This window comes from Novosphingobium ovatum, from assembly GCF_009909235.1.
Taxonomy (GTDB): Bacteria; Pseudomonadota; Alphaproteobacteria; order Sphingomonadales; family Sphingomonadaceae; genus Novosphingobium; species Novosphingobium ovatum.
On the sequence record NZ_JAAAPO010000006.1, the window covers coordinates 138,583 to 159,254 of the forward strand.

At 67.1% G+C, this 20,672-nt stretch carries 18 protein-coding genes; 13 read left to right on the forward strand and 5 right to left on the reverse strand.

The window, feature by feature from the left end; genetic code table 11:
• The first annotated feature begins 21 nt into the window (after positions 1-21).
• From hpnI to GTZ99_RS14970, 4 genes are read left to right on the forward strand one after another with little or no spacing between them, the layout of a single operon-like run.
• Positions 22-1,179 carry a bacteriohopanetetrol glucosamine biosynthesis glycosyltransferase HpnI gene (gene hpnI / locus GTZ99_RS14955; RefSeq protein WP_161720304.1) on the forward strand — a complete coding sequence of 386 codons (1,158 nt, stop codon included), beginning with the start codon at positions 22-24 and terminating at the stop codon, positions 1,177-1,179.
• Positions 1,176-2,621 carry a hopanoid biosynthesis associated radical SAM protein HpnJ gene (hpnJ, locus tag GTZ99_RS14960; RefSeq protein ID WP_161720306.1) on the forward strand — a complete coding sequence of 482 codons (1,446 nt, stop codon included), beginning with the start codon at positions 1,176-1,178 and terminating at the stop codon, positions 2,619-2,621. Before hpnI ends, hpnJ begins: the two co-directional genes overlap by 4 nt.
• Positions 2,543-3,502: a hopanoid biosynthesis-associated protein HpnK gene (gene hpnK, locus GTZ99_RS14965; protein ID WP_406818602.1), complete on the forward strand. Its 960-nt coding sequence runs from the start codon at positions 2,543-2,545 to the stop codon at positions 3,500-3,502. Before hpnJ ends, hpnK begins: the two co-directional genes overlap by 79 nt.
• A complete protein-coding gene (locus tag GTZ99_RS14970; protein WP_161720308.1) occupies positions 3,502-4,674 on the forward strand; it encodes an MlaA family lipoprotein in 1,173 nt (390 codons plus the stop codon). Before hpnK ends, GTZ99_RS14970 begins: the two co-directional genes overlap by 1 nt.
• Here the strand turns inward: GTZ99_RS14970 and GTZ99_RS14975 are convergent.
• On the reverse strand, positions 4,668-5,720 hold the full coding sequence (locus tag GTZ99_RS14975) for a lysylphosphatidylglycerol synthase domain-containing protein (RefSeq protein WP_161720310.1): 1,053 nt from the start codon (positions 5,718-5,720) through the stop codon (positions 4,668-4,670). The genes GTZ99_RS14970 and GTZ99_RS14975 overlap by 7 nt on opposite strands.
• Before the next feature lie 99 nt (positions 5,721-5,819).
• Between GTZ99_RS14975 and GTZ99_RS14980 the strand changes: the two genes are divergently transcribed.
• The 6 genes from GTZ99_RS14980 (at position 5,820) to GTZ99_RS15005 (ending at position 13,507) form a co-directional block, all read left to right on the forward strand.
• Positions 5,820-8,444: an MMPL family transporter gene (locus GTZ99_RS14980; protein WP_161720312.1), complete on the forward strand. Its 2,625-nt coding sequence runs from the start codon at positions 5,820-5,822 to the stop codon at positions 8,442-8,444.
• Positions 8,445-8,468: 24 nt separating this feature from the next.
• Positions 8,469-9,209 (forward strand): DUF2334 domain-containing protein, encoded by a 741-nt coding sequence (locus tag GTZ99_RS14985; RefSeq protein ID WP_161720314.1) that lies wholly within the window; start codon positions 8,469-8,471, stop codon positions 9,207-9,209.
• Positions 9,210-9,350: 141 nt separating this feature from the next.
• The gene (locus GTZ99_RS14990; protein WP_161720316.1) at positions 9,351-10,301 is read left to right on the forward strand and encodes a hypothetical protein; all 951 of its coding nucleotides are present in this window, start codon (positions 9,351-9,353) and stop codon (positions 10,299-10,301) included.
• Positions 10,298-10,834, forward strand: a complete 537-nt coding sequence (locus GTZ99_RS14995) for a DUF2141 domain-containing protein (protein ID WP_161720318.1) — start codon at positions 10,298-10,300, stop codon at positions 10,832-10,834. Before GTZ99_RS14990 ends, GTZ99_RS14995 begins: the two co-directional genes overlap by 4 nt.
• 179 nt (positions 10,835-11,013) lie before the next feature.
• The gene (locus GTZ99_RS15000; protein WP_161720320.1) at positions 11,014-12,183 is read left to right on the forward strand and encodes a glycosyltransferase; all 1,170 of its coding nucleotides are present in this window, start codon (positions 11,014-11,016) and stop codon (positions 12,181-12,183) included.
• 28 nt (positions 12,184-12,211) lie between these two features.
• Entirely contained in the window at positions 12,212-13,507 is a 1,296-nt protein-coding gene (locus GTZ99_RS15005) for a dipeptidase (RefSeq protein WP_320076695.1), read from the forward strand.
• Positions 13,508-13,535: 28 nt separating this feature from the next.
• On the opposite strand, the gene GTZ99_RS15010 is transcribed toward GTZ99_RS15005, so the two are convergent.
• The 4 genes from GTZ99_RS15010 to GTZ99_RS17085 form a co-directional block, all read right to left on the reverse strand.
• Positions 13,536-13,973, reverse strand: coding sequence for an ion channel (locus GTZ99_RS15010; protein WP_161720323.1), 438 nt, complete (start codon positions 13,971-13,973; stop codon positions 13,536-13,538).
• A gap of 60 nt (positions 13,974-14,033) precedes the next feature.
• Positions 14,034-14,855: a glutaminyl-peptide cyclotransferase gene (locus GTZ99_RS15015; RefSeq protein ID WP_227711395.1), complete on the reverse strand. Its 822-nt coding sequence runs from the start codon at positions 14,853-14,855 to the stop codon at positions 14,034-14,036.
• 5 nt (positions 14,856-14,860) lie between these two features.
• Positions 14,861-15,703: a 2,3,4,5-tetrahydropyridine-2,6-dicarboxylate N-succinyltransferase gene (dapD, locus tag GTZ99_RS15020; protein ID WP_161720325.1), complete on the reverse strand. Its 843-nt coding sequence runs from the start codon at positions 15,701-15,703 to the stop codon at positions 14,861-14,863.
• A gap of 308 nt (positions 15,704-16,011) precedes the next feature.
• Positions 16,012-16,425 (reverse strand): hypothetical protein, encoded by a 414-nt coding sequence (locus GTZ99_RS17085; protein ID WP_161720327.1) that lies wholly within the window; start codon positions 16,423-16,425, stop codon positions 16,012-16,014.
• On the opposite strand from GTZ99_RS17085, the gene GTZ99_RS15030 reads away from it, so the two are divergent.
• The 3 genes from GTZ99_RS15030 to GTZ99_RS15040 all read left to right on the forward strand — a co-directional run bounded on the left by GTZ99_RS15030 (position 16,391) and on the right by GTZ99_RS15040 (position 20,416).
• The gene (locus GTZ99_RS15030; protein WP_161720329.1) at positions 16,391-18,472 is read left to right on the forward strand and encodes a S8 family peptidase; all 2,082 of its coding nucleotides are present in this window, start codon (positions 16,391-16,393) and stop codon (positions 18,470-18,472) included. The genes GTZ99_RS17085 and GTZ99_RS15030 overlap by 35 nt on opposite strands.
• 134 nt (positions 18,473-18,606) lie before the next feature.
• Positions 18,607-19,839, forward strand: coding sequence for a NupC/NupG family nucleoside CNT transporter (locus GTZ99_RS15035; protein ID WP_161720363.1), 1,233 nt, complete (start codon positions 18,607-18,609; stop codon positions 19,837-19,839).
• A gap of 10 nt (positions 19,840-19,849) precedes the next feature.
• The gene (locus GTZ99_RS15040; protein ID WP_161720331.1) at positions 19,850-20,416 is read left to right on the forward strand and encodes a thermonuclease family protein; all 567 of its coding nucleotides are present in this window, start codon (positions 19,850-19,852) and stop codon (positions 20,414-20,416) included.
• Positions 20,417-20,672 lie beyond the last annotated feature (256 nt).

Consider the following 20,672-nt stretch of genomic DNA (forward strand, 5'->3'; position numbering starts at 1 on the left):
AAAGCGGCTAGAGCCGGGGCGATGGCATATCTGGCAATCTGGTGGCTGGTGGTGGCGATGGCGGCGGTGGCGCTGGCCTATCAGGCCTTTGCGCTATGGGCGCTGCGGCGGCATTTTGGCTTGGCCCTGCCCGTATCGGGGGACGCGCCTGCCGTCTCGATCCTGAAACCCCTGTATAGGGATGAGCCGCGACTGGCGGACAACCTGCGCAGTTTTGCGCGCCAAGATTACGCCGGGCCGGTACAGATCGTGCTGGCCACCAATACGCCCGATGACCCCGCCCTGCCCGCCGCCCGCGCGGTGATGGCGGGCCATCTTGCTGTGGATTTTGCCCTGTCGACCGGCCCCGTAACGCCCGCCGCCAATGGCAAGATGGCCAATTGCGCCGCCGCTTTGCCATTGTGCGCGCATGACATCATCCTCCTGTCCGACAGCGACATGGTGGTGAGGCCAGACTATCTGGCGCAGATCACCGCCGCACTGGCACAACCGGGCGTGGGCGCCGTCTCGTGCCTGTACGCCGGACGGGGCGATGCAGGCGTGTGGAGCCGCATGGGCGCGGCGATCATATCCGCCAGCACCCTGCCCAATATGGTGGTGGGGCTGATAACCGGCATGGCGCGCCCATGCATGGGGTCCACCATCGCCATCCGCCGCGAGACCTTGACCGCGATGGGCGGGTTTGACGCCTTGCGCGATGTGCTGGCCGATGATCACGCCATCGGCGCAGGGGTGGCGGCAATGGGCATGCGCGTGGCGATCCCGCCGATGGTGCTGGTGCATGCCGGGGCCGAAGGCTCCGCCCGCGCGCTGTGGCGCCAGCATTTGCGCTGGGCGGTGACGGTGCGGGATCTGGCAGGCGCCGGCCATTATGGCTCGGTCGTGACGCATGGGACGGTGTGGGCGTTGCTGGCCTGTGCCATGGCGCCGGGGGTGTGGGTGTGGCCGCTGATCGCAACGCTCGCCCTGCGCCAGACCATCGCCGCGCGCGTCAACGCCCGCGCCGGCCTGCCGATGCCGCCGCTGTGGCTGGTGGTGGCGGGCGACCTTTTCGCATTTGCCGCATTTTGCGGCAGCCTGTGTGCATCAAAGATTGATTGGCGCGGCGCGGGCCTTACTATAACGGCCAAAGGGCGCATTGCGGACCGTGCCGCCGCCCCAGACAAGAGAGACCGATGAAGCGTACCCTTTTCCTGCAAGGCCCCTCGTTCGACGGCTTTGATGGCGGCGCTGGCGCGCGCTATCAGATGAAGCGCGAGGTCAAGAGCTTCTGGTATCCGACATGGATCGCCCAGCCCGCCGCGATGATCGAAGGGTCCAAGCTGATCGACGCGCCCGCGCATGACCTGTCGTGGGACGATATCGCGCATGAGTTTGACGACCGCGATCTGGTGATCATGCATACCTCGACGCCCAGCTTTCGTCAGGACGTGCAGACGGCCGAGCTGATCAAGGCGCGCAACCCGAACATCACCGTGGTGTTCGTGGGCGCCAAGGTGATGATCGAGGACGAAAAGAGCCTGATGGCCAGCCCCGCCATCGATCTGGTCTGCCGCGAGGAATATGATTTCACCTGCGTCGATCTGGCCAATGGCCTGCCGCTGGAGCAGATCGACGGCATCACCTATCGCGGCCCCGATGGCGCGATCATCCGCAACAAGGACCGCGCCCCGATCGAGGATATGGACGTGCTGCCCATGGTCAGCCCGATCTATAAGCGCGATCTGGACATGACGAAATATTTCGGCGGCTATCAGCGCCACCCTTACGTCAGCTTCTACACCGGGCGCGGGTGCAAGAGCCGTTGCACCTTCTGCCTGTGGCCGCAGACCATTTCGGGCCACCGCTATCGCCACCGCTCGGTCGCCAAGGTGATCGAGGAGGTGAAATACATCCTGCGCGAAATGCCCGAGACGAAGGAGATCTTCTTCGACGACGACACGCTGGCCGATGCGCATGATTTCGTCATCGAGCTGTCGGGCGAGCTGCGCAAGCTGGGCTTTGGCACCAAGGGCTTTGACAAGACGTGGGGCTGCAACGCCAAGGCCAATGTGCCGTACAAGGTGCTGAAGGCCATGAAGGAAGGCGGCTGCCGCGTGCTGCTGGTGGGCTATGAAAGCGGCAACCAGCAGATCCTGCACAACATCAAGAAGGGGCTGCGCACCGATGTCGCGCGCCAGTTCACCAAGGACGCGCACAGCCTGGGCCTGACGATCCACGGCACCTTCATCCTCGGCCTGCCGGGCGAAACGCTGGACACGATCGAGGAAACCATCCGTTACGCGATCGAGCTGAACCCGCACACCATTCAGGTGTCGCTGGCCGCGCCCTATCCGGGCACCTTCCTGTACAAGCAGGCGACCGAAAACGGCTGGTTCGACGGCACCGACCATCTGCTGACCGATGGCGGCAACCAGATCGCGCAGCTCTCCTATCCGCACCTGTCCAGCGCGGTGATCTTTGACAAGGTCGAGGAATTCTACCGCCGCTATTACTTCCGCCCCAGCAAGATCGCCGCGATCGTGGGCGAGATGCTGCGCGATTGGGACATGCTCAAGCGCCGCTTGCGCGAGGGTGTGGAATTCTTCGACTTCCTGCGCCGCCGCAAGGAGGCCGCCTGACCACGCCAGACGCCTATACGCGCGGGCAGGATGGGGGGGGCCCTGACACGCCAAAGCGCCTGATCATCACGGCAGATGACTTCGGCGCCGATATTTCGGTGAACGAGGCGGTGGAGCGCGCCCATACCCAGGGCATCCTGACCGCCGCCAGCCTGATGGTGGGCGGCGCGGCGGTCGAGGATGCGGTGGCCCGCGCCCGCCGCCTGCCGGGACTGGGCGTGGGGCTGCATGTGGTGCTGGCCGATGGCGCGCCGGTGCTGCCGCCCGAACAGATCCCCGCGCTGGTGGGGCCGGATGGGCGGTTCCCGGCCGACATGTTGCGCACGGCGCTGCGCATCGCGCTGTCCCCCGCCGCCCGCGCCCAGATGCAGGCCGAAGTCGCCGCGCAATTTGCCGCCTTTGCCGCGACGGGCCTGCCGCTGGACCATGTCAATGCGCATAAACATTTCCACCTGCACCCGATGATCGCGGCGGCCATGCTGCGCTGTGGCCGGCAATACGGCCTGCGCGCCATCCGCGTGCCGGCGCAACCCGGTGGCGGGATGATGGCGGCATGGGCGCGGTTGTTGGCCCGGGGCTGGCGCGCGCGCGGGCTGATGACCAATGACGCGGTGGCCGGCCTGACGCAAAGCGGGGCGTTCGACACGCCCGCCATGCTGGCCGCGCTGGCCGCCATCGGCCCCGGCCTGACCGAGCTCTATACCCACCCCGCCACGCGCAACGCCTATGACGGCAGCGCGGCAGGCTATCGTTACCGCGACGAACTGGCCGCGTTGATCGATCCACAGGTGATCGCGGCGGTAGCGGCCTCTGGCGCGCAAACCGGGTCCTTTGCGCGCTGGGCGGACGGCCCCGTGGCGCAACAGGTGGAGGCCGCGTGATGGCTGGCGTGCTGACTTTGCCGCTGATGTCGGTGGGGCTGATGACGGGCGCCCCCGCGCCTGCCGACATGCCCCACCCCACCTCCACGCCGCCGCCCGCGCTGGTGGCCGCGCTGGTGGCCGCCTTGCCCACCGATGGCCCAGTCAGCGCGCCCGACCGTGCCGGACTGGTGGCCGCGATCCGCGCCAGCAGCGCGCTGCACCCGCCCCATACCCGCACCGATTACGCCGAATGGACCGAGCCGCAACTGGCCCCGGCCGCTGTTCCGCCCGAAGCCCAGGTGGAGGCAGCCGAAACCGCCCCCGCCGCGCCCGAGGCCGCGCCGCCGCCCGTCAGCCCGCCCGACACCGGGTTTGAAGGGCAGCCCGACGAGGGGGCCGAGGCCGACAATCCCGATCCGTTTGAAGGCATGAACCGGCTGTTCTGGGCGATCAATCAGCCGATCGACCGGTTCATCATCCGCCCCATCGCCATGGTGTACAAAGCGCTCCTGCCCGAGCCGGTCCGCGATGGCATCCACAACATGCTGGCCAATATCTATGTCCCCGGCGTGCTGGCCAATGACATCCTGCAATTGCGGCCACGCCGGGCGCTGAACACGCTGGGCCGCTTTGCCATCAACTCGACCATCGGCATCGGCGGGATGCTGGACATGGCGCGGCGCAAACCGTTCAAAATGGTGGGCCACCCCAACGGCTTTTCCGATACGCTGGGCTATTACGGCCTGCCGGACGGAGCCTATCTGTACCTGCCGGTGATGGGGCCTTCCACGGTGCGCGATATTCTGGGGCTGGTGGGCGATGCCTTTACCCAGCCGCTGTTGATCGACCGCGTGTCATACACCCGCGTCCGCCAATTGCCACGCAACCGCCAGATCTCGTCGGTCTCGACGGTGATGGAGCTGTCGACCTTTGGCGCGACGGTGCTGGTGGTGGACGGGCTGGACCAGCGGGCGCGGGCCGATGGCGATTTGCGCACACTGCTGCGCGGCTCGGTTGATCCCTATGCGGCGCTGCGTTCGTCCTATCTGCAATCGCGCGCGGGCGAAGTGGCAATGTTGAAGGCCAAACATGGCGAGGCCCCCGCCCTGCCCGGCGGTCTGGACGACCCGCTGGAAGACCCCGCGCCGCCCGCCCCGGCAGAGCCAGCCCCTGCGCCGGTTGCTCAATAGGCGCGGCGGGCCCGCGCGCGGTATTCCAGCCAGGGCCACAGCAACAGCGCCAGCCCGAACGCCACATCGCGCAACCGCAGCACCAGTGACAGCGCCAGCGCCTGTGGCGCGGCCACGCCCAGCGCCGCGCCCGCCAGGACCGCCGCGCCTTCCTGCATCACCAGCCCGCCGGGGACGAAAAACAGGATCATCCGCGCCGAAGTGGCCGCCGCCTCGATCGCCAGCGCGTCAAACAGCGAGAGGTTCAGCCCGAACACCCCCGCCGCCAGCCACACCTGCACGCCCGACAGCCCCCACGCGATGAAATGCAGCCCCACCGCCAGCGGCAGGCCCGCCTTTTGCCGTGTCAGCTCGCGGCGCATCAGATGGCTTTCGGCGCGCAGGATGCGGGCGGGCCGCGTGCCACGCCAGCGGGCGAAATGGGCCGATCCGCGCCACACGCGCCACCCCGCCCAGCCCGCCCCCGCCGCCAGCGCGAAGCCGCCCGCGATTTGCGCATAGGCGGCCCAGCCTCCGCCATGGGCCTGTGCCTGCGCGGCGTGCAGATCGCCTCCGCCCCGCCACCAATGCCACAACACCCAGAACGCCAGCGCCATATAGGGCAATTGGGCGATCACCTCGGCCGCAATGTCCAGCGCGCGCAGCGCCACCGCCGCGCGGCCCCGCCCGCCCAGCACGACAACGATCCGCGCGCCGACCGCTTCGCCCAGACCGGGGGGAAAGATCAGCAGGTTATGCGCCGCATCGCGCACCAGCCGGGCGATGAAGCTGCGGCCAAAACTGATCCCTACCCCCAGCGCCTGTTGCGCCGCCGTGCACAGCAGGATCGCCACCAGTTGCACCGGCAGGACGATCAGCACGGCCATCGGGTCGATCGTCCCTACCGCTTCGGCCAGCATCTGGCGCAGCGCCGGATTGGCCGCCACCATGCCCAGCAACACCAGCAGCAAGACCAGCGACCCCAGCAGCGCCCCATGGCGGGAGGCGAAAGCGGGGCCAGCGGCGGCGGCGGTGACGGGGGCAGACGCGGGGGTGGATGTGGTCATGCCCCAGCCCGATAAGGGCCAATGCGGGTTTGGGCAATCCATGCCGCACGCCTGTGGCCTATTGTCGAAACGGCGGTTTTCCGGCAGGGGCTAATCCTGATGATGTCCGCAAGGTTGCACCAACTGATCCTGATGGCCATCCGCGCCTGCGCGGGCCGTCCGCTGCGCGCGTTGATGGCGGCGGTGGGGCTGGTGATTGCCTCGCTGGCCTATGTTTCGGTGGCGTTCGACATGACCACCGACACGGGCGAACTGATCAGCGCCAAAACACCATGGCGGCAGGACGGCGCCGCGATCGAGGCGGCCTTTCCCCAGATCCGCGATTCGGTGCTGGTGGTGGTGGACGGGCAAACCCCCGAATTGGCCGAGGACGCCGCCATCCGCCTGTCCGCCAAACTGGCGCAGGACAAGGCGCATGTGATCGGTGTGCGGCGGCCCGATGGGGGCGCCTTCTTTGACCAGAACGGCCTGTTGTTCGCCTCTTTGCCCGAGGTGCAGGATACGACCCGTCGACTGATCGACGCACAGCCGTTGCTGGGTGGGCTGGCGGCGGACCCATCGTTGCGCGGGATTGCCAAGACGCTGGACACGGTGGCTGATGGCGCGCTGCATTCGCCCGCCGATGCGGGCCGTCTGGCCGTGCCGATGCGCGCTCTGTCGGACGCGATTGACGGCGATCTGGCCGGGCGCAAGACGTTCTTTTCATGGCAGCGGCTGTTTTCCGGGTCGACCGGCACGATGGCGCCCCCCACCCGCCGGCTGTTGATGGTCCTGCCGCGCATGCAATATGGCGAGCTGGAACCGGGCGCCGAGGCGGTGGCGGCAATCAGCACCCATGCCGCGCGGCTGGGGCTGGATGGCGGGCATGGGGTGCGGGTGGGCATCACCGGCGAAGTGCCGCTGGCCGACGAGGAATTCGCCTCGATCCGCGAGGGCATGGGGGTGATCGGCGCGGTGATGGTGATCGCCATGCTGGTGTGCCTGTGGCTGGCCACCCGGTCGGCGCGCAGCGTGGCGGCGATCCTGATCACCATCGTGGCCGGGCTGGTCATCACGCTGGCGCTGGGGCTGTTGGCGGTTGGGCGGCTGAACCTGATCTCGGTGGCGTTCATCCCGCTGTTTGTCGGGCTGGGGGTGGATTTTGGCATTCAGGTCGCGGTGCGTTTCAACGCCGAGCGACACGGTGGCGCCGATCCGCTGAGCGCGCTGGAACGCATGGCCCACGCCATCGGCGAACCGCTGAGTCTGGCGGCGGGCGCGATCTTTCTGGCGCTGGGAGCGTTCTTGCCCACCGACTATATCGGCATTGCCGAATTGGGCGTGATCGCGGGCGTGGGGATGGTGATCGCCTTTGTGCTGAACATCACGCTGTTGCCCGCATTGCTGATCCTGATGCGCCCCGCCGTGCCGGCCGCCCGCGTGGGCTGGGCCGGGGCCGCGCCGATGGACGCATGGCTGCACCGCCATCGCCGGTCGATCCTGATCGCCTTTGTCGGCGCGATGGCGTTGTCGATCATGTTGCTGGCGTGGGTGCGGTTTGATTTCAACCCGCTGCATCTGCGCAACCCGCAATCGCCCGCCATGCGCGAATTGTCCAACCTGATGCGGGACGCCGAGCGCACGCCCAACACCATCGCCGTGCTGTCGCCCAATGCGGCGCAGGCCGCCGCGCTGGCCAGCCGGTTGCAGGCCCATCCAGAGGTCGCGCGGGCCATCTCGATCGACAGTTTCGTGCCCGAGGGGCAGGCGTTGAAGCTGGCGCTGATTTCGGATGCTTCGCTGTTGCTGGACGCGGCGGTGAACCCGTTTGACCTGCCCGCCCCTGCCGATGACGCCAGCACACTGGCCGCGCTGACCAAGGCATCGGTCAGCCTGAACGCGCTGGCCGATGCGCGTGGCGGGGAACTGGGCGATGCGGCGCGGCGGTTGGCGCGCAGCTTTGCCGCGCTGGCGGCGGGCACCCCGGCCCAGCGCGCGGCGGCCGAACACACGCTGGTCCCGCCCTTGACGCTGACGCTGGACAAATTGCGCGCCAGCCTGACGGCCAGCGAAATCACCCGCGACAACCTGCCGCCCGAACTGGTGGCCGACTGGCTGGCCAAGGACGGGCGGGCGCTGGTGCAGGTGACGCCCGCGGGCAACAGCACCGACAACGCCGTGCTGGAACGTTTCACCCGCGTCGTCCGGGCCGAGGCGCCGCGCGCCACCGGCATGCCCATCGCCACGCAGGAGGCCGCCAAGACGGTGGCCTGGGCCTTCATTCAGGCGGGCATTCTGGCGCTGGTGCTGGTCAGCGGCCTGCTGTGGCTGGTGCTGCGGTCATTGCGTGAGGTGGCCTTTACGCTGGCGCCGGTGGTGCTGTCGGGGTTCCTGACGCTGGGCACCTGTGTGGTGATCGGGCAACCGCTGAACTTTGCCAATATCATCGCCTTTCCGCTGCTGTTTGGCGTGGGCGTGGCGTTTCATATCTATTTCGTCATGGCGTGGCGGCGCGGCATCGCCGATCTGTTGCAGACCAGTCTGGCCCGCGCGGTGGTGTGTTCGGCGCTGGCCACCGGCAGCGCGTTTGGCGCGCTATGGTTCAGCGCGCATCCCGGCACGGCCAGCATGGGTCTGATCCTGATGATCTCGTTGATCTGGACGCTGATCTGTGCGCTGATCTTTGAACCGGCGCTGTTGGGGCCGGTCCCGGCGGGCACGCCACAGGCGCAAGAGCCGGACTAGGCCGCAGGACAAACGGGTGCGCACATGACAAAACTGCTTCTGGCCTCGATCCACGATGTGGGTCCCCGCAGCGAAAGCGCGGTGGATCACCTGATCGACATCATGGCGCCGATTCTGGGGGGGATGAAGCTGGCGATGCTGGTGGTGCCCGACCATTGGGCGCAGGCGCCGCTGGCCGCCGCCCCCGCGTTCCAGACCAAACTGCGCGGCTGGGCCGATCAGGGGGTGGAGATGTTCGTCCACGGCTGGTTCCACAAGGATCTGGCCGAGCATTCCGGCATGGCCGCGTTCAAGGCCAAGCACATGACCGCCAGCGAGGGCGAGTTTCTGGGGTTGAGCCAGGACGAAGCCGCCCGCCGCATGGCGGACGGGCGCAAGCTGATCGAGGACATCATCGGCCGCCCGACCACAGGCTTCATCGCGCCGGCATGGCTGTATGGGCCGGGCGCGCATGCCGCGCTGGCGCAATCGGGCTTTGCCATGGCCGAGGATCACATGCGCGTCTGGCGTCCCCAGACCGGCGAGGTACTGGCTCGCGGCCCCGTCATCACATGGGCCAGCCGCAGCGTCCCGCGCCAGCGCTCCAGCAAATTCTTTGCCGCATTGGCCCGCCACACCCTGCACGGACAGCGCGTGGTGCGCATCGCCACCCATCCCGGCGATGTCACCGTACCGTCACTGATCGCGTCCATTCGCGCCACCTATGCCGCTTTTGCCGCGCGCCGTCCGGCGGCGCGCTATGCCCAACTGATGGGGCCGGTCTGAAATGTGCCGCAGCCCCCGTGGAGACATCATGAACATCCCCCCCATGCGCGGTTCAGCCTGCATTAGGGCGCATGGCCCTAATTCCGCCATGAAAGGGCATCAGGGACGCCCCCGACCCTTTTGGGACAAGGCCGTGAACTGATGACCGACAGCAACAGCACCCCCGCCGCGTCCCCGGCCACCCCCGCGCCCGAACCGGGCGCCGAGCCTGTGGTCACCACCGCCGACCGATCCAAGCAGCAACGCTGGGCCGAATATCTCTCGACCGGCATTTCGCTGGCGATGCTGGTGGTCGTGATCCTGAAACTGCGCGAGCTGGATCTGGACAAGATCGTCCAGATGATCCCGCATTCGCCGGTGTTCTGGATCGTCTTCGCGGTCAATTACATGATGCCGCCGCTGTCCGAATGGGTGATCTATCGCCGTTTGTGGCAGATCCCGCTGTCGGGCATGGGCGCGCTGTTGCGCAAACAGGTGTCGAACGAACTGCTGCTCTCCTATCTGGGCGAGGTGCAGTTCTATGCCTGGGCGCGGGCGCGGCTGAACATGGTGACGGCCCCGTTTGGCGCGATCAAGGACATGACGATCCTCTCGGCGCTGACGGGCAATATCGCGACGATGGTGATGCTGGTGTGGGCATGGCCATTTGTGTCCTCGGGCGCGCTGGGCATGGAAACGCGGCTGGTGTTCAGCTCGCTGGGTGTGGTGCTGGTGACCAGCTTTGTCATCATGCTGTTCCGGCAAAAGCTGTTCACCCTCCCGAAACGTGAATTGTGGATTATCACCGGCGTGCACTTCTTGCGCATCATCGCCTATGTCGGGCTGACGGCCTTGATGTGGCATCTGGTGCTGCCCGAAGTGACCTATGTGATGTGGCTGGTGCTGGCGACGCTGCGCATGCTGATCTCGCGCTTGCCGCTGTTGCCGAACAAGGAAGTGGTGTTTGCCGGGCTGACGGTGTTCCTTTTGGGGAATGATGCCCAGATTTCGTATCTGTTTACGCTGATGGCGGCGATCTATCCGGTGGCCCATGTGGTGATGGGACTGACGCTGGCCTCGACCCAAGTGCTAACCTCGCGGAGTGAACGATGAGCGCATTGCTTGCCCTGATCCCCCTGCTGGCCGCTGACGCGCCCAAGCCGTCGGTGCCGCTGCCCTCCACGCCCGAACTGGGCAAGGCCGAAGGCAAATGCCGCCCCGGTGAAAGCGGCCCCTCGCTGATGGTCGAGGTCGTCGGCCTGAAGGACCGCACCGGGCGGCTTAAGCTGGAAATCTATCCCAATAACGACGCCGATTTCCTGATGGACGACAATGTGCTGGTCTATCAGGGCAAGGCGTTCCGCCGGGTCGAGGAAGACCTGCCGCCCACCGGGCCCGTGCGCCTGTGCATCCGCGTGCCCGCGCCCGGCACCTATTCGCTGATGCTGCTGCATGACCGCGACAACAACCGCAAGTTCGGCTGGTGGGTGGATGGCATCGGCTTTGGCTCGAATCCGCGTCTGGGCTGGAGCAAGCCCAAGGCCGCCCATACCGGCGTGGCCGTGGGCGCGGGGCCAACCCCCACGCGCGTCGTGCTGAACTATCGCAGCGGGCTGGGCGTCGCGCCGATCGACGGCGCGCGCTGACATATCGACCAAGAGGGCGGGACATCCCGCCCTCGCGCCAATGGTGCGGGCAGGAGATCCCTCCCCCCTCTTGCCAATCCGCCACGTTGGGCGCATGAGAACGCCCGCGCGACAGGCTCGGCCCAACCGGCCGCCTGCGCCATCGGTTGGCCCAAACGGATGAAGGCTGTGGCTGGGGCATGAGAATTGTCGACGTCTGCGCCTTTTACTCGCCCCATGGCGGGGGCGTGAAAACCTATGTCGAGCAGAAGATGAAGATCGGCCCCGAACTGGGCCACGAGATCATCATTCTGGCCCCCGGCGACCGCTATGAAATCAGCGAGCGCGGCCCTAACGCCCGGCTGATCACCCTGCCCGCGCCGCGCTTTCCGCTGGATCGCAAATACTGGTTTTTCAATGACGAACCCGCGCTGCATCAGGCGCTGGACGATCTGGCGCCCGATTTCGTCGAATGCTCCAGCCCGTGGCGCAGCGCCAGCATGGTCGCGCGCTGGCCGGGGCCAGCCCCGCGCGCGCTGGTGATGCACGCCGATCCGCTCTCGGCCTATGCCTATCGCTGGTTCGAACCGCTGCTCTCGCGCGCGACGATCGACAAACGGTTCTCGCGGTTCTGGGACCACCTGCGCGAACTGGGCCAGTCGTTCGACCGCGTGGTCTGTGCCAGCGGCGAATTGCGCGACCGGCTGGCGGCGGGGGGCGTGGCCAACACCGTGCTGCACCCCATGGGGATCGAGGCGGGCGTGTTCAGCCCCAGCCGCCGCGACCCGGCCCTGCGGCGCAAGATGCTGGCCCTGTGCGACCTGCCCGAAAGCGCCAAGCTGTTGATCGGCGTGGGCCGCTTGAGCGCGGAAAAGCGCTGGCCGATGATCGTTGACGCGGTGATGGCCGCCAGCCGCCTGATGCCGATCGGCATGGTGATGCTGGGCGCGGGTGGGCACAAGGCGCGCATTCTGAAACAGATCGCGGGCAATCCGCATATCCGCCTGCTGACCCCGGAAAAAGACAGGGTGAAATTCGCCACCCTGCTGGCCAGCGCCGACGCGCTGATCCATGGGTGTGAGGCCGAAACCTTCTGCATGGCCGCGGCCGAGGCGCGGGCCAGCGGCGTGCCAGTGATCGTGCCCAATCGCGGCGGCGCGGCCGATCATGCGCGCGGCGGGGCGGGTGTGACCTATCGCGCCGGCAGCGCCGTGGCCGCGGCCAAGGCGACGCTGAAACTGTTGCACAACCTGCCCAAAACCCCGGTCGCCGCAGAAACGGTTACCACGCGGGGCCATTTTGCCGGGCTGTTTGCCGAATATGCCGCCACGCGCCGGGGCCTTGGCACCGATGCGGCCGCGCTTGCCTGATCCTGCCCCCCGTTTGGGAGTACCCGCCTTGCGTCACGCCCTGTTCCCCCTGTTGCTGGCCAGCGCCGTGCTGGCACCGATGCCCGCCCTGGCGCTCACCTCCGCCTCGCCAGAGCAGATCGCCGCCGCCGCGCTGAAGGCCGCGCCCGTGTGGGATGGGCATAATGACGTGCCCGAACAATTGCGCGACCGCCGCCACAATGTGATGGGCGCGGCGGGTCAGGCGGGCGCGTTTGATTTTCGCGACACGCACGCGGAGGCCGACCCCGATGGCCAATCAGGCGGCGCGGGGATGCAAACCGACATCGCCCGCCTGCGTCAGGGGCGCGTGGGGGCGCAATTCTGGTCGGTCTATGTCAGCGCCGCCCTGCCCGAACCACAGGCGGTGCAGGCCACCATCGAGCAGGTGGACGTGATGAAGCGCATCATCGCCCGCCACGCCGACACCATGGCCTATTGCGAAACGGCCGCCTGCGTCGAAACCGCGTTCAAACAGGGCCGCATCGCCAGCCTGCTGGGCGCGGAGGGCGGCCATTCCATCGGCGGATCGCTGGCGGTACTGCGGCAGATGGCGGGGCTGGGCGTGCGCTATATGACGCTGACGCATGTGCGCAACAACGCCTGGGCCGACAGCGGCACCGACGCCCCCGCGCACAACGGCCTGACGCCTTTTGGCAAGGATGTCGTGCGCGAGATGCAGCGGCTGGGCGTGCTGGTGGACCTGTCGCATGTCAGCCCCAAGACGATGATGGACGCGCTGGACGTGGCGGGCGCGCCAGTGATCTTCTCGCATTCCAATGCCTATGCCGTGGCGCCGCACCCGCGCAATGTGCCCGATGACGTGCTGTTGCGCCTGCGGGCCAATGGCGGGATCATCATGGTCAATTTCTTCCCGGTCTATATCAACGGCGATCTGCGGCTGTGGACCGGCCGCCGCGCGGGCGAGGAAGCGCGGCTGAAGGCGCTGAACCCCGACCGCCCGCAGGCGGTCAAGGACGGCATGGCCGCATGGACCCGCGACAATCCCAAGCCGGTGGCGACATTGGCCCAAGTGGCCGACCATATCGAACATATCATCCGCCTGATCGGGGTGGACCATGTGGGTCTGGGCGGGGATTTCGATGGCGGCTCGGTGGGGTTGCAGGGGCTGCCCGATGTCTCGGCCTATCCGGCGCTGTTTGTCGAACTGGCGCGGCGCGGCCATTCACAGGCCGATCTGCAAAAACTCGCCAGCGGCAACATGATGCGCGTGCTCAAGGCCGCCGAAACCTATGCCGCCACCCACCGCGCCGACCCGCCGATCGAAAACCCGACGACATTCTGAGGGCGCGCAGGGGCCAAGCATCGCCGCCCTAATGGGCGTCGATGCGCCCCAGCATGCGGAAGAAGAACGAGGTCGACCAGCCCAGCAGCAGCATGCCCAGAATGCTTTCAAACGCGCCGATCAACCGCCATTCGTGCAGGATATGCACATCCGAATAGCCCACCGTGGAATAGGAGATCGTGCTGAAATAGAGCGCCGCCTCCAGCCCCTGCACCGCGCCCACCGCCAGATAGGCCACCGCAAAGGCCCATATCTCCAGCCCGTGCAGCCCGATGATCGCCACCACGATCGACAGTGTGAACAGCGCCCCGCGCGGGGAGAGCGGCTTGATATGACGCAGGCGTTCGACGTTGATTTCGCTGCGCAATGCCTTGGTCAGGCCGAACAGGCCGATGCCATGCACCACCACGCAAAACACCACCATCACACTGGACACGGCAAACTGATAGAAAAGCGCTGTCGGCATGGCCCTTCATGCCAAAGCCCGCGCCGCGATGCCATAGCTTAATCGCGCCGATCCGGCGTCTTAGCGCGCGCGCCGCCCCGCCACCGGCCAGGCGATCTGGAACATCGCGGGCCATTCCTTGCCGGTGACATACAGGCGACGGTGGACCGCGTCCCACGCGATGCCATTGGCCACCTGATCGGTGCCCAGCGCGGGCATCTTGCGGCGCAGCGGCGACAGGTCGATCCAGCCCTTGACGTGGCCGGTCGCCGGATCAATCCGGGCGATGCGGTCGGTCAGCCAGATGTTGGCCAGAATCTCGCCATCCACCCATTCCAGCTCGTTCAGATTGACGATCGGGCGGCCATTGGCGGTGACGCGCAACAGCCGGGTGGTGGTAAAGTCCGCGCCATTGATAAAGCGCAGCTGATCGGTGCCATCCGACATGATGATCTGCGCGCCATTGCTGGTCATGCCCCAGCCTTCACCCACATAGGTAAAGCGGCCCTGCACCGCCAAACCATCGCGGGCAAAGCGGAAACCGACCGCGTTGCGCCATGTCAGCATCAGGATCTGACGGCTGCCATCGGGCGCGGTGAACGGCGCGATGCCTTCGCCAAACAACGGCGCGGACAGGTTCATCTGCGCCTGCACGCGCCCCGTTTCCAGATCCACCCGCCGCAGTGACGAGCGCCCCTCCATCCCGGTGCTCTCGAACAGCGTGTCGCCATCGATGAACAGACCTTCGGTAAAGGCGCCCGTGTCATGGGGCAGCACCCGCAGCGCCTGCGCCTCGGCCACCGGCACGGCGGCGGGGGCACGCGCCGGGGCGGCCTGACACGCGGCCAGAGGCAGCGCCGCCAGCGCCACCCCCATCAGCCATCCGCGCCAAGCCGCCACCATGGCGCTTAGTCGCGCAGCAGGTCGTTGATGCCGGTCTTGGCGCGGGTCTGCGCGTCGACGGTCTTGACGATGACCGCGCAATACAGGCTCGGCCCCGGCGTGCCATCGGGCAGCGGCTTGCCGGGCAGGCTGCCGGGGACCACCACCGAATAGGGCGGCACGTAACCGACATGCACTTCGCCCGTGGCGCGGTCGACGATCTTGGTCGACGCGCCGATGAACACGCCCATCGAGAGCACCGCGCCCTCACCAATGCGCACGCCCTCGACCACCTCGGAGCGGGCGCCGATGAAGCAGTTGTCCTCGATGATCACGGGGCCGGCCTGCAACGGCTCCAGCACGCCGCCAATGCCCACGCCGCCCGACAGGTGGACGTTCTTGCCGATCTGGGCGCAGGAACCCACGGTCGCCCAGGTATCCACCATCGTGCCCGAATCGACATGCGCGCCCAGGTTCACAAAGCTGGGCATCAAGATCACGCCCTTGCCGATGAAGGCGCTCTGGCGCACGACGCTGCCGGGGACGGCGCGGAAACCGGCGGCGCGGAACTGCTCCTCGGTCCAGCCTGCGGTTTTCAGCGGCACCTTGTCCCAAGCGGGCGCGCCGCCCATGCCATTGTCCAAAATCGCGTTGTCATTCAGGCGGAAGCTCAGCAGCACGGCCTTCTTCAGCCACTGGTTCACCACCCATTCGCCGTCGATCTTTTCAGCAACACGCGCCTCGCCAGAGTCCAGCAGCGCCAGCGCGGCCTCGACAGAGGCGCGCACATCATCGCTGGCGGGGGTGACGGTGTCGCGCGCGTCCCACGCGGCTTCGATGGCAGAGGACAGGGCGGCGATATCGGTCATGGGGTAATCCTTGGATTTGGGGGCAACAGGCCCACGATACGGTTGCGACCAGCGACTATCGCCACACGCCCCCGCGCACAAGAGCCATGGCACCCCCACCTGCCCCCCACCTGCCCCAACGCCTGTGGCACGCGCAGCGCAGAGGCGGCAAAATCGGTGGAATATGGAGCTTTGCGGGCTTTGCCGGGGACGCGCGCGGGCATACCATGCCTTCATCTTTTGCCGTTACATCACGGTTCGGTGCGGAACCAATGGCACGGGCGCAGGGGGCGACCGGCACACGGCATCAGACGTTTTGGGGGACATATTCAGGCCATGAACAGCCATACGCCATCGCCGGCCCAATCGTGTGACGCGCACTCCGTCACCACCACCACCGATGCCGCCACCACCTTTTGCCGCAGCCGCGCCTTTGCGCTGATCGCGCGCGTGCCCGTGACCGGCGTGGTCGCGCTGGCGCTGGGGACGCTGGCGGCCTGTGGCGGGGGCGATGGCGGCGGCGGGGTGAACTCCACGCCCAGCGGGACGACATCGGCCACGGCGACGGCCACACCCACCGCCACCGCCACGCCGATCATCACGCCCACCCCATCGGCCAGTTTCATCACCAGCGAATACACCCGTTCGAGCGGGCCCAGCCAGCATGGCGCGATCACCGCATGGGCGGCCGGGGCTTCGGGATCGGGGGTGACGATCGGCATCATCGATTCGGGGCTGACCACCAGCAATCCGGAATTTTCGGGCCGCATCTCCAGCGCCTCGGCCGATGTGGCCGGCAGCCGGGGGCTGACCAATGCCGACGATCTGCATGGCGAGATGGTCGCGCTGGTCGCGGCGGGGGCGCGCGATGGGACGGGCGTGATGGGCATGGCGTTCAACGCCACCATCGCGGCGTACCGCGCCGACACGCCCGGCAGTTGCCTGAGCACCAACGGATGCAGCTTTGCCGACAGCGCGATTGCCACCGGCATCAACAACGCCATCGCCGCCGGGGCCAAGGTGATCAACATCTCGCTGGGCGGATCATCGCCCAATGCCGCCGTGATCAGCGCGGTGGGCCGCGCGGCCAGCGCGGGGGTGGTGATCGTGGTGTCGGCCGGCAATGACGGCGGGGCGCAGGTGGATGACTTTGCCGCGGCATTGCGGGCGGCGGGCAATGGCAATGTGATCATCGCCGGGTCGGTCGGGACCAGCAATGTCATCTCCAGCTTTGCCAACCGGGCGGGGACGGAATCGGCCTGGTATCTGGCCGCGCTGGGCGAACAGATCTGCTGCGAATACGCCAATGGCGTGATCAAGGTGACCAGCAGCGGCGGGTCGAACTATTACACCGTCTATAACGGCACCAGCTTTTCGGCGCCGCAGATCGCCGGGGCGGTGGCGCTGTTGCGGCAGGCCTTCCCCAATCTGAGCGCGGCGCAGGCGGTGCAATTGCTGCTGACCACCGCGACGGACGCGGGCACCAGTGGTGAGGACACCACCTATGGCAAGGGGGTGCTGAACATCGCGGCGGCCTTTACCGCGCAAGGCAGCACCAGCATCGGCAGCAGCCAGATGGCGATGGGCGACACCAGTGTGGTGACATCGCCCGCCATGGGTGACGCGATCAGCGCGGCCAGCCTGCCCACGGTGATGATGGACAGCTATGCCCGCGCGTTCAACGTCAATCTGGCGTCAGGCATGCGCGCGGCCCAGATCATGCCCCGGCTGACGATGGCGCTGACCGCGCGGCAGGAATCGCTCTCGCTGGCGCAGGGGCGGGTGTCGCTGGCCTTTACCGTGGACGCCAATGGCCGCAATCAGGGCAATCCATGGCGCGGCGCGCTGCGGCTGAGCCGAGAGGATGCCGATGCCTCCCGCGTGCTGGCCGCGCGGATGATCGCGCAATTGTCGGCGCGCACGCGGATGGGTCTGGCCTATAGCATGGGGGCCGACGGGCTGGTGGCCTCACTTCAGGGGCAGGACCGCCCGGCCTTCATGATCGCGGCCAACCCGCTGGAGGACGCAGGCTTTGCCCGCCATGGCCAGACCGCCTTTGCCCTGCGGCAGGATCTGGGCGCGCGGTGGGGCGGGCTGTGGGGGCTGACGCTGTCGGCGGAACGCGCCGATGGCCAGATCGGCGCGCCATGGCGCACCACCGGCATGCCCGATCCGATGCAGCGCAGTGACGCGGTCTATCGCTTTGGCGCGGCGGCCGATGGGCACTGGGGCGCGTGGGACGCGGCGCTGGGCCTGTCGTGGATGGCCGAACAGCGCGGCGTGCTGGGCGCGCGGCTGAACCCGGTGTTTGGCGCGCAGGGGGCCGACAGCTGGTTTGCCGATGCGTCTGTTGGCTGGCGCCCGATGGGCGATCTGCGCATCGGCGCGGGGTGGCGGCAGGGCTATACCGCGATCCATGCGGGCACGATGCTGCAATCGGGGTCGCATCTGTGGTCCAATGGCTGGGTGGTGGATGCGGCGCTGGCCAATGCGCTGAAGCCGGGCGACACTTTCAGCATCCGGGTATCACAGCCGCTGCGCGTGGCGGCGGGCGGGGCCAATCTGTGGCTACCGCTGGCCTATGATTACGACACGCAAACAACCACTTGGGGCACGCAAAGGCTAAACCTGCGCCCGCATGGCCGCGAAATCGCCACCGAGCTGGCGTGGCACCTGCCGCTGTGGGGGGGCAGCGCCAACGCCAACCTGTTCTGGCGGCACAATCCGGGCCATTACGCCACGCTGCCGGTCGATCGCGGCTGGTCGGTGGGCTGGAAATACGGCTTTTGACAGGAATGTGAGCAAGGCGGGCGGATAAACCCGCCGGGCCCCATGGACGCGCGCGGCAACCGGCGATAGGTTCCGCCCCCAAGTGATCCGCGCCCGTGGCCCTGCCCGGCGCGCCAAAGGGGGCCTTGGGCAACGTGCATATCCTGTTGAGCCTGTTGGGGCTGGTGTTGATTTTCGCCGCAGCCTTTGCGCTGTCGTCGGATCGCGGGGCGATCCGGTTGCGGGTGGTGCTGGCCGCGTTCGGGTTGCAGGCGGGCTTTGCCGCGCTGGTGCTGTATCTGCCGTGGGGCAATGCGGCGCTGCAATTCGTGTCGGGGGGCGTGAACAATCTGCTGGGTTATGCCCATGCGGGGATCAACCTGCTGTTCGGCCCCTTGGCCAAGCCAGAGTTGGGCGGCACCTCTTTCGCCATTTCGTCATTGCCGGTGATCATCTTTTTCGCGGCGCTGATTTCGGTGCTGTATTACGTGGGCGTGATGCCGCTGGTGGTGCGCTGGATCGGCGGCGGGCTGGAAAAGATCACCGGAATCAGCCGGTTGGAATCGCTGTGCGCGGCCAGCAACATCTTTCTGGGTCAGTCCGAAGCGCCCTTGGTGATCCGCCCCTATCTGGCGCGGCTGACGCCGGCGCAACTGTTCTGCGTGATGAGCGTGGGGATGGCGGGCGTCGCGGGAACCATTCTGGCGGCTTATGCGGGGCTGGGTATCCGTATTGATTATCTGGTGGCGGCCAGTTTCATGTCGGCGCCGGGCGGCATCTGCATGGCCAAGATCATCATGCCCGATCCGCGCGGCCAAGTGGTTGAATCCGATGACGCCGATCTGGACGATGGCCATGATCAGGAACGCCCCGCCAACATCATCATGGCAGCCAGCGAAGGCGCGCAAACCGGCGTGAAACTGGCCGTGGCGGTGGGCGCGATGGTGCTGGCCTTTGTTGCGCTGGTGGCGCTGGCCAATGGCGTGGTGGGCTGGGTTGGCGGGCTGTTTGGCCACCCGGATTTGTCGTTCCAGATGGTGCTGGGCTATGTTTTTGCACCGGTTTTCGCGCTGTTGGGCACGCCCACCTGGGCCGAAGCCCTGCGCGCGGGCAGCATGTTCGGGACCAAGGTGGTGCTGAACGAATTCGTCGCCTTCATCGATCTGGGTCAGGCCAAGGATCTGTCGGCGCAAACGGTTGGAATCGTGACCTTTGCCCTGTGCGGCTTTGCCAATTTCAGCTCGATCGCGATCCAGATGGCGGTGACCGGATCGCTGGCGCCGAATCAGCGCCCGGTGCTGGCGCGGCTGGGGATCAAGGCGCTGTGCGCGGGCGCGCTGTCCAATTTGATGAGCGCGGGGCTGGCAGGCCTGTTCCTCTCGTTGTAAGCGATTGTAGATGAAGAGCAATTGGGACGAGGAATGGGAAATGCTGCGCCCGCAGGCCCGGCGGCGGCGGCTGCCTACGGGGATGCGCGCGGTGTTTCTGGTGGTGCTGGCGCTGATGGCGGTGATGGTGGGGGCAACCCGCTGGCGCGGCTGGTTCAACGGCGGCGCCAGCGCGCCGGGCGCGGCGGTGTCGGGGACTGTCAAACCGGGCGTAAGTGACCGGGAACAGGCGCAATTTGTCCTGTGCAAGCGCAGCAGCCTGGACGCCTGTGTGGTGGATGGCGACACGATCCACTATCAGGGGCTGAAGATCCGCATTGCCGACATCAACACGCCAGAAACCCGTCAGGCGCAGTGCGATTACGAACAGGATCTGGGCAACAAGGCCAAGCTGCGGCTGGTCGAATTGCTGAACGCGGGGGCGTTTTCGGTGGAGATGCCCAGCGGGCGGGCGACCGACAAATATGGCCGGGCGCTGCGTGTAATTACGCGCGGCGGGGTCAGTCTGGGCGATGTGCTGGTGAACGAAGGGCTGGCCGAAAGATGGACGGGGCGGCGGCGCGATTGGTGCCACTAAACCGCGTCGATAATGCTATCATTGACAACAAAAAGGGCGCCGCATGGGCGCCCTTTCGCTGTTGCGGATGGGTGGCGTTACAGCGTCCAGTCCGCCGCCGCGCCGAACACACCCTTCAGATCGGCCAGCGTACCATTGGGGTTCAAACGCGCCCGCATACCCGCCCCGCCGATGGTCAGATACTCCCGGTGCGGTACTGCCAGTACCACCAGATCATAGGTCCGCTCCAGCGCGTCGGGCACGATCGGGATGCCGT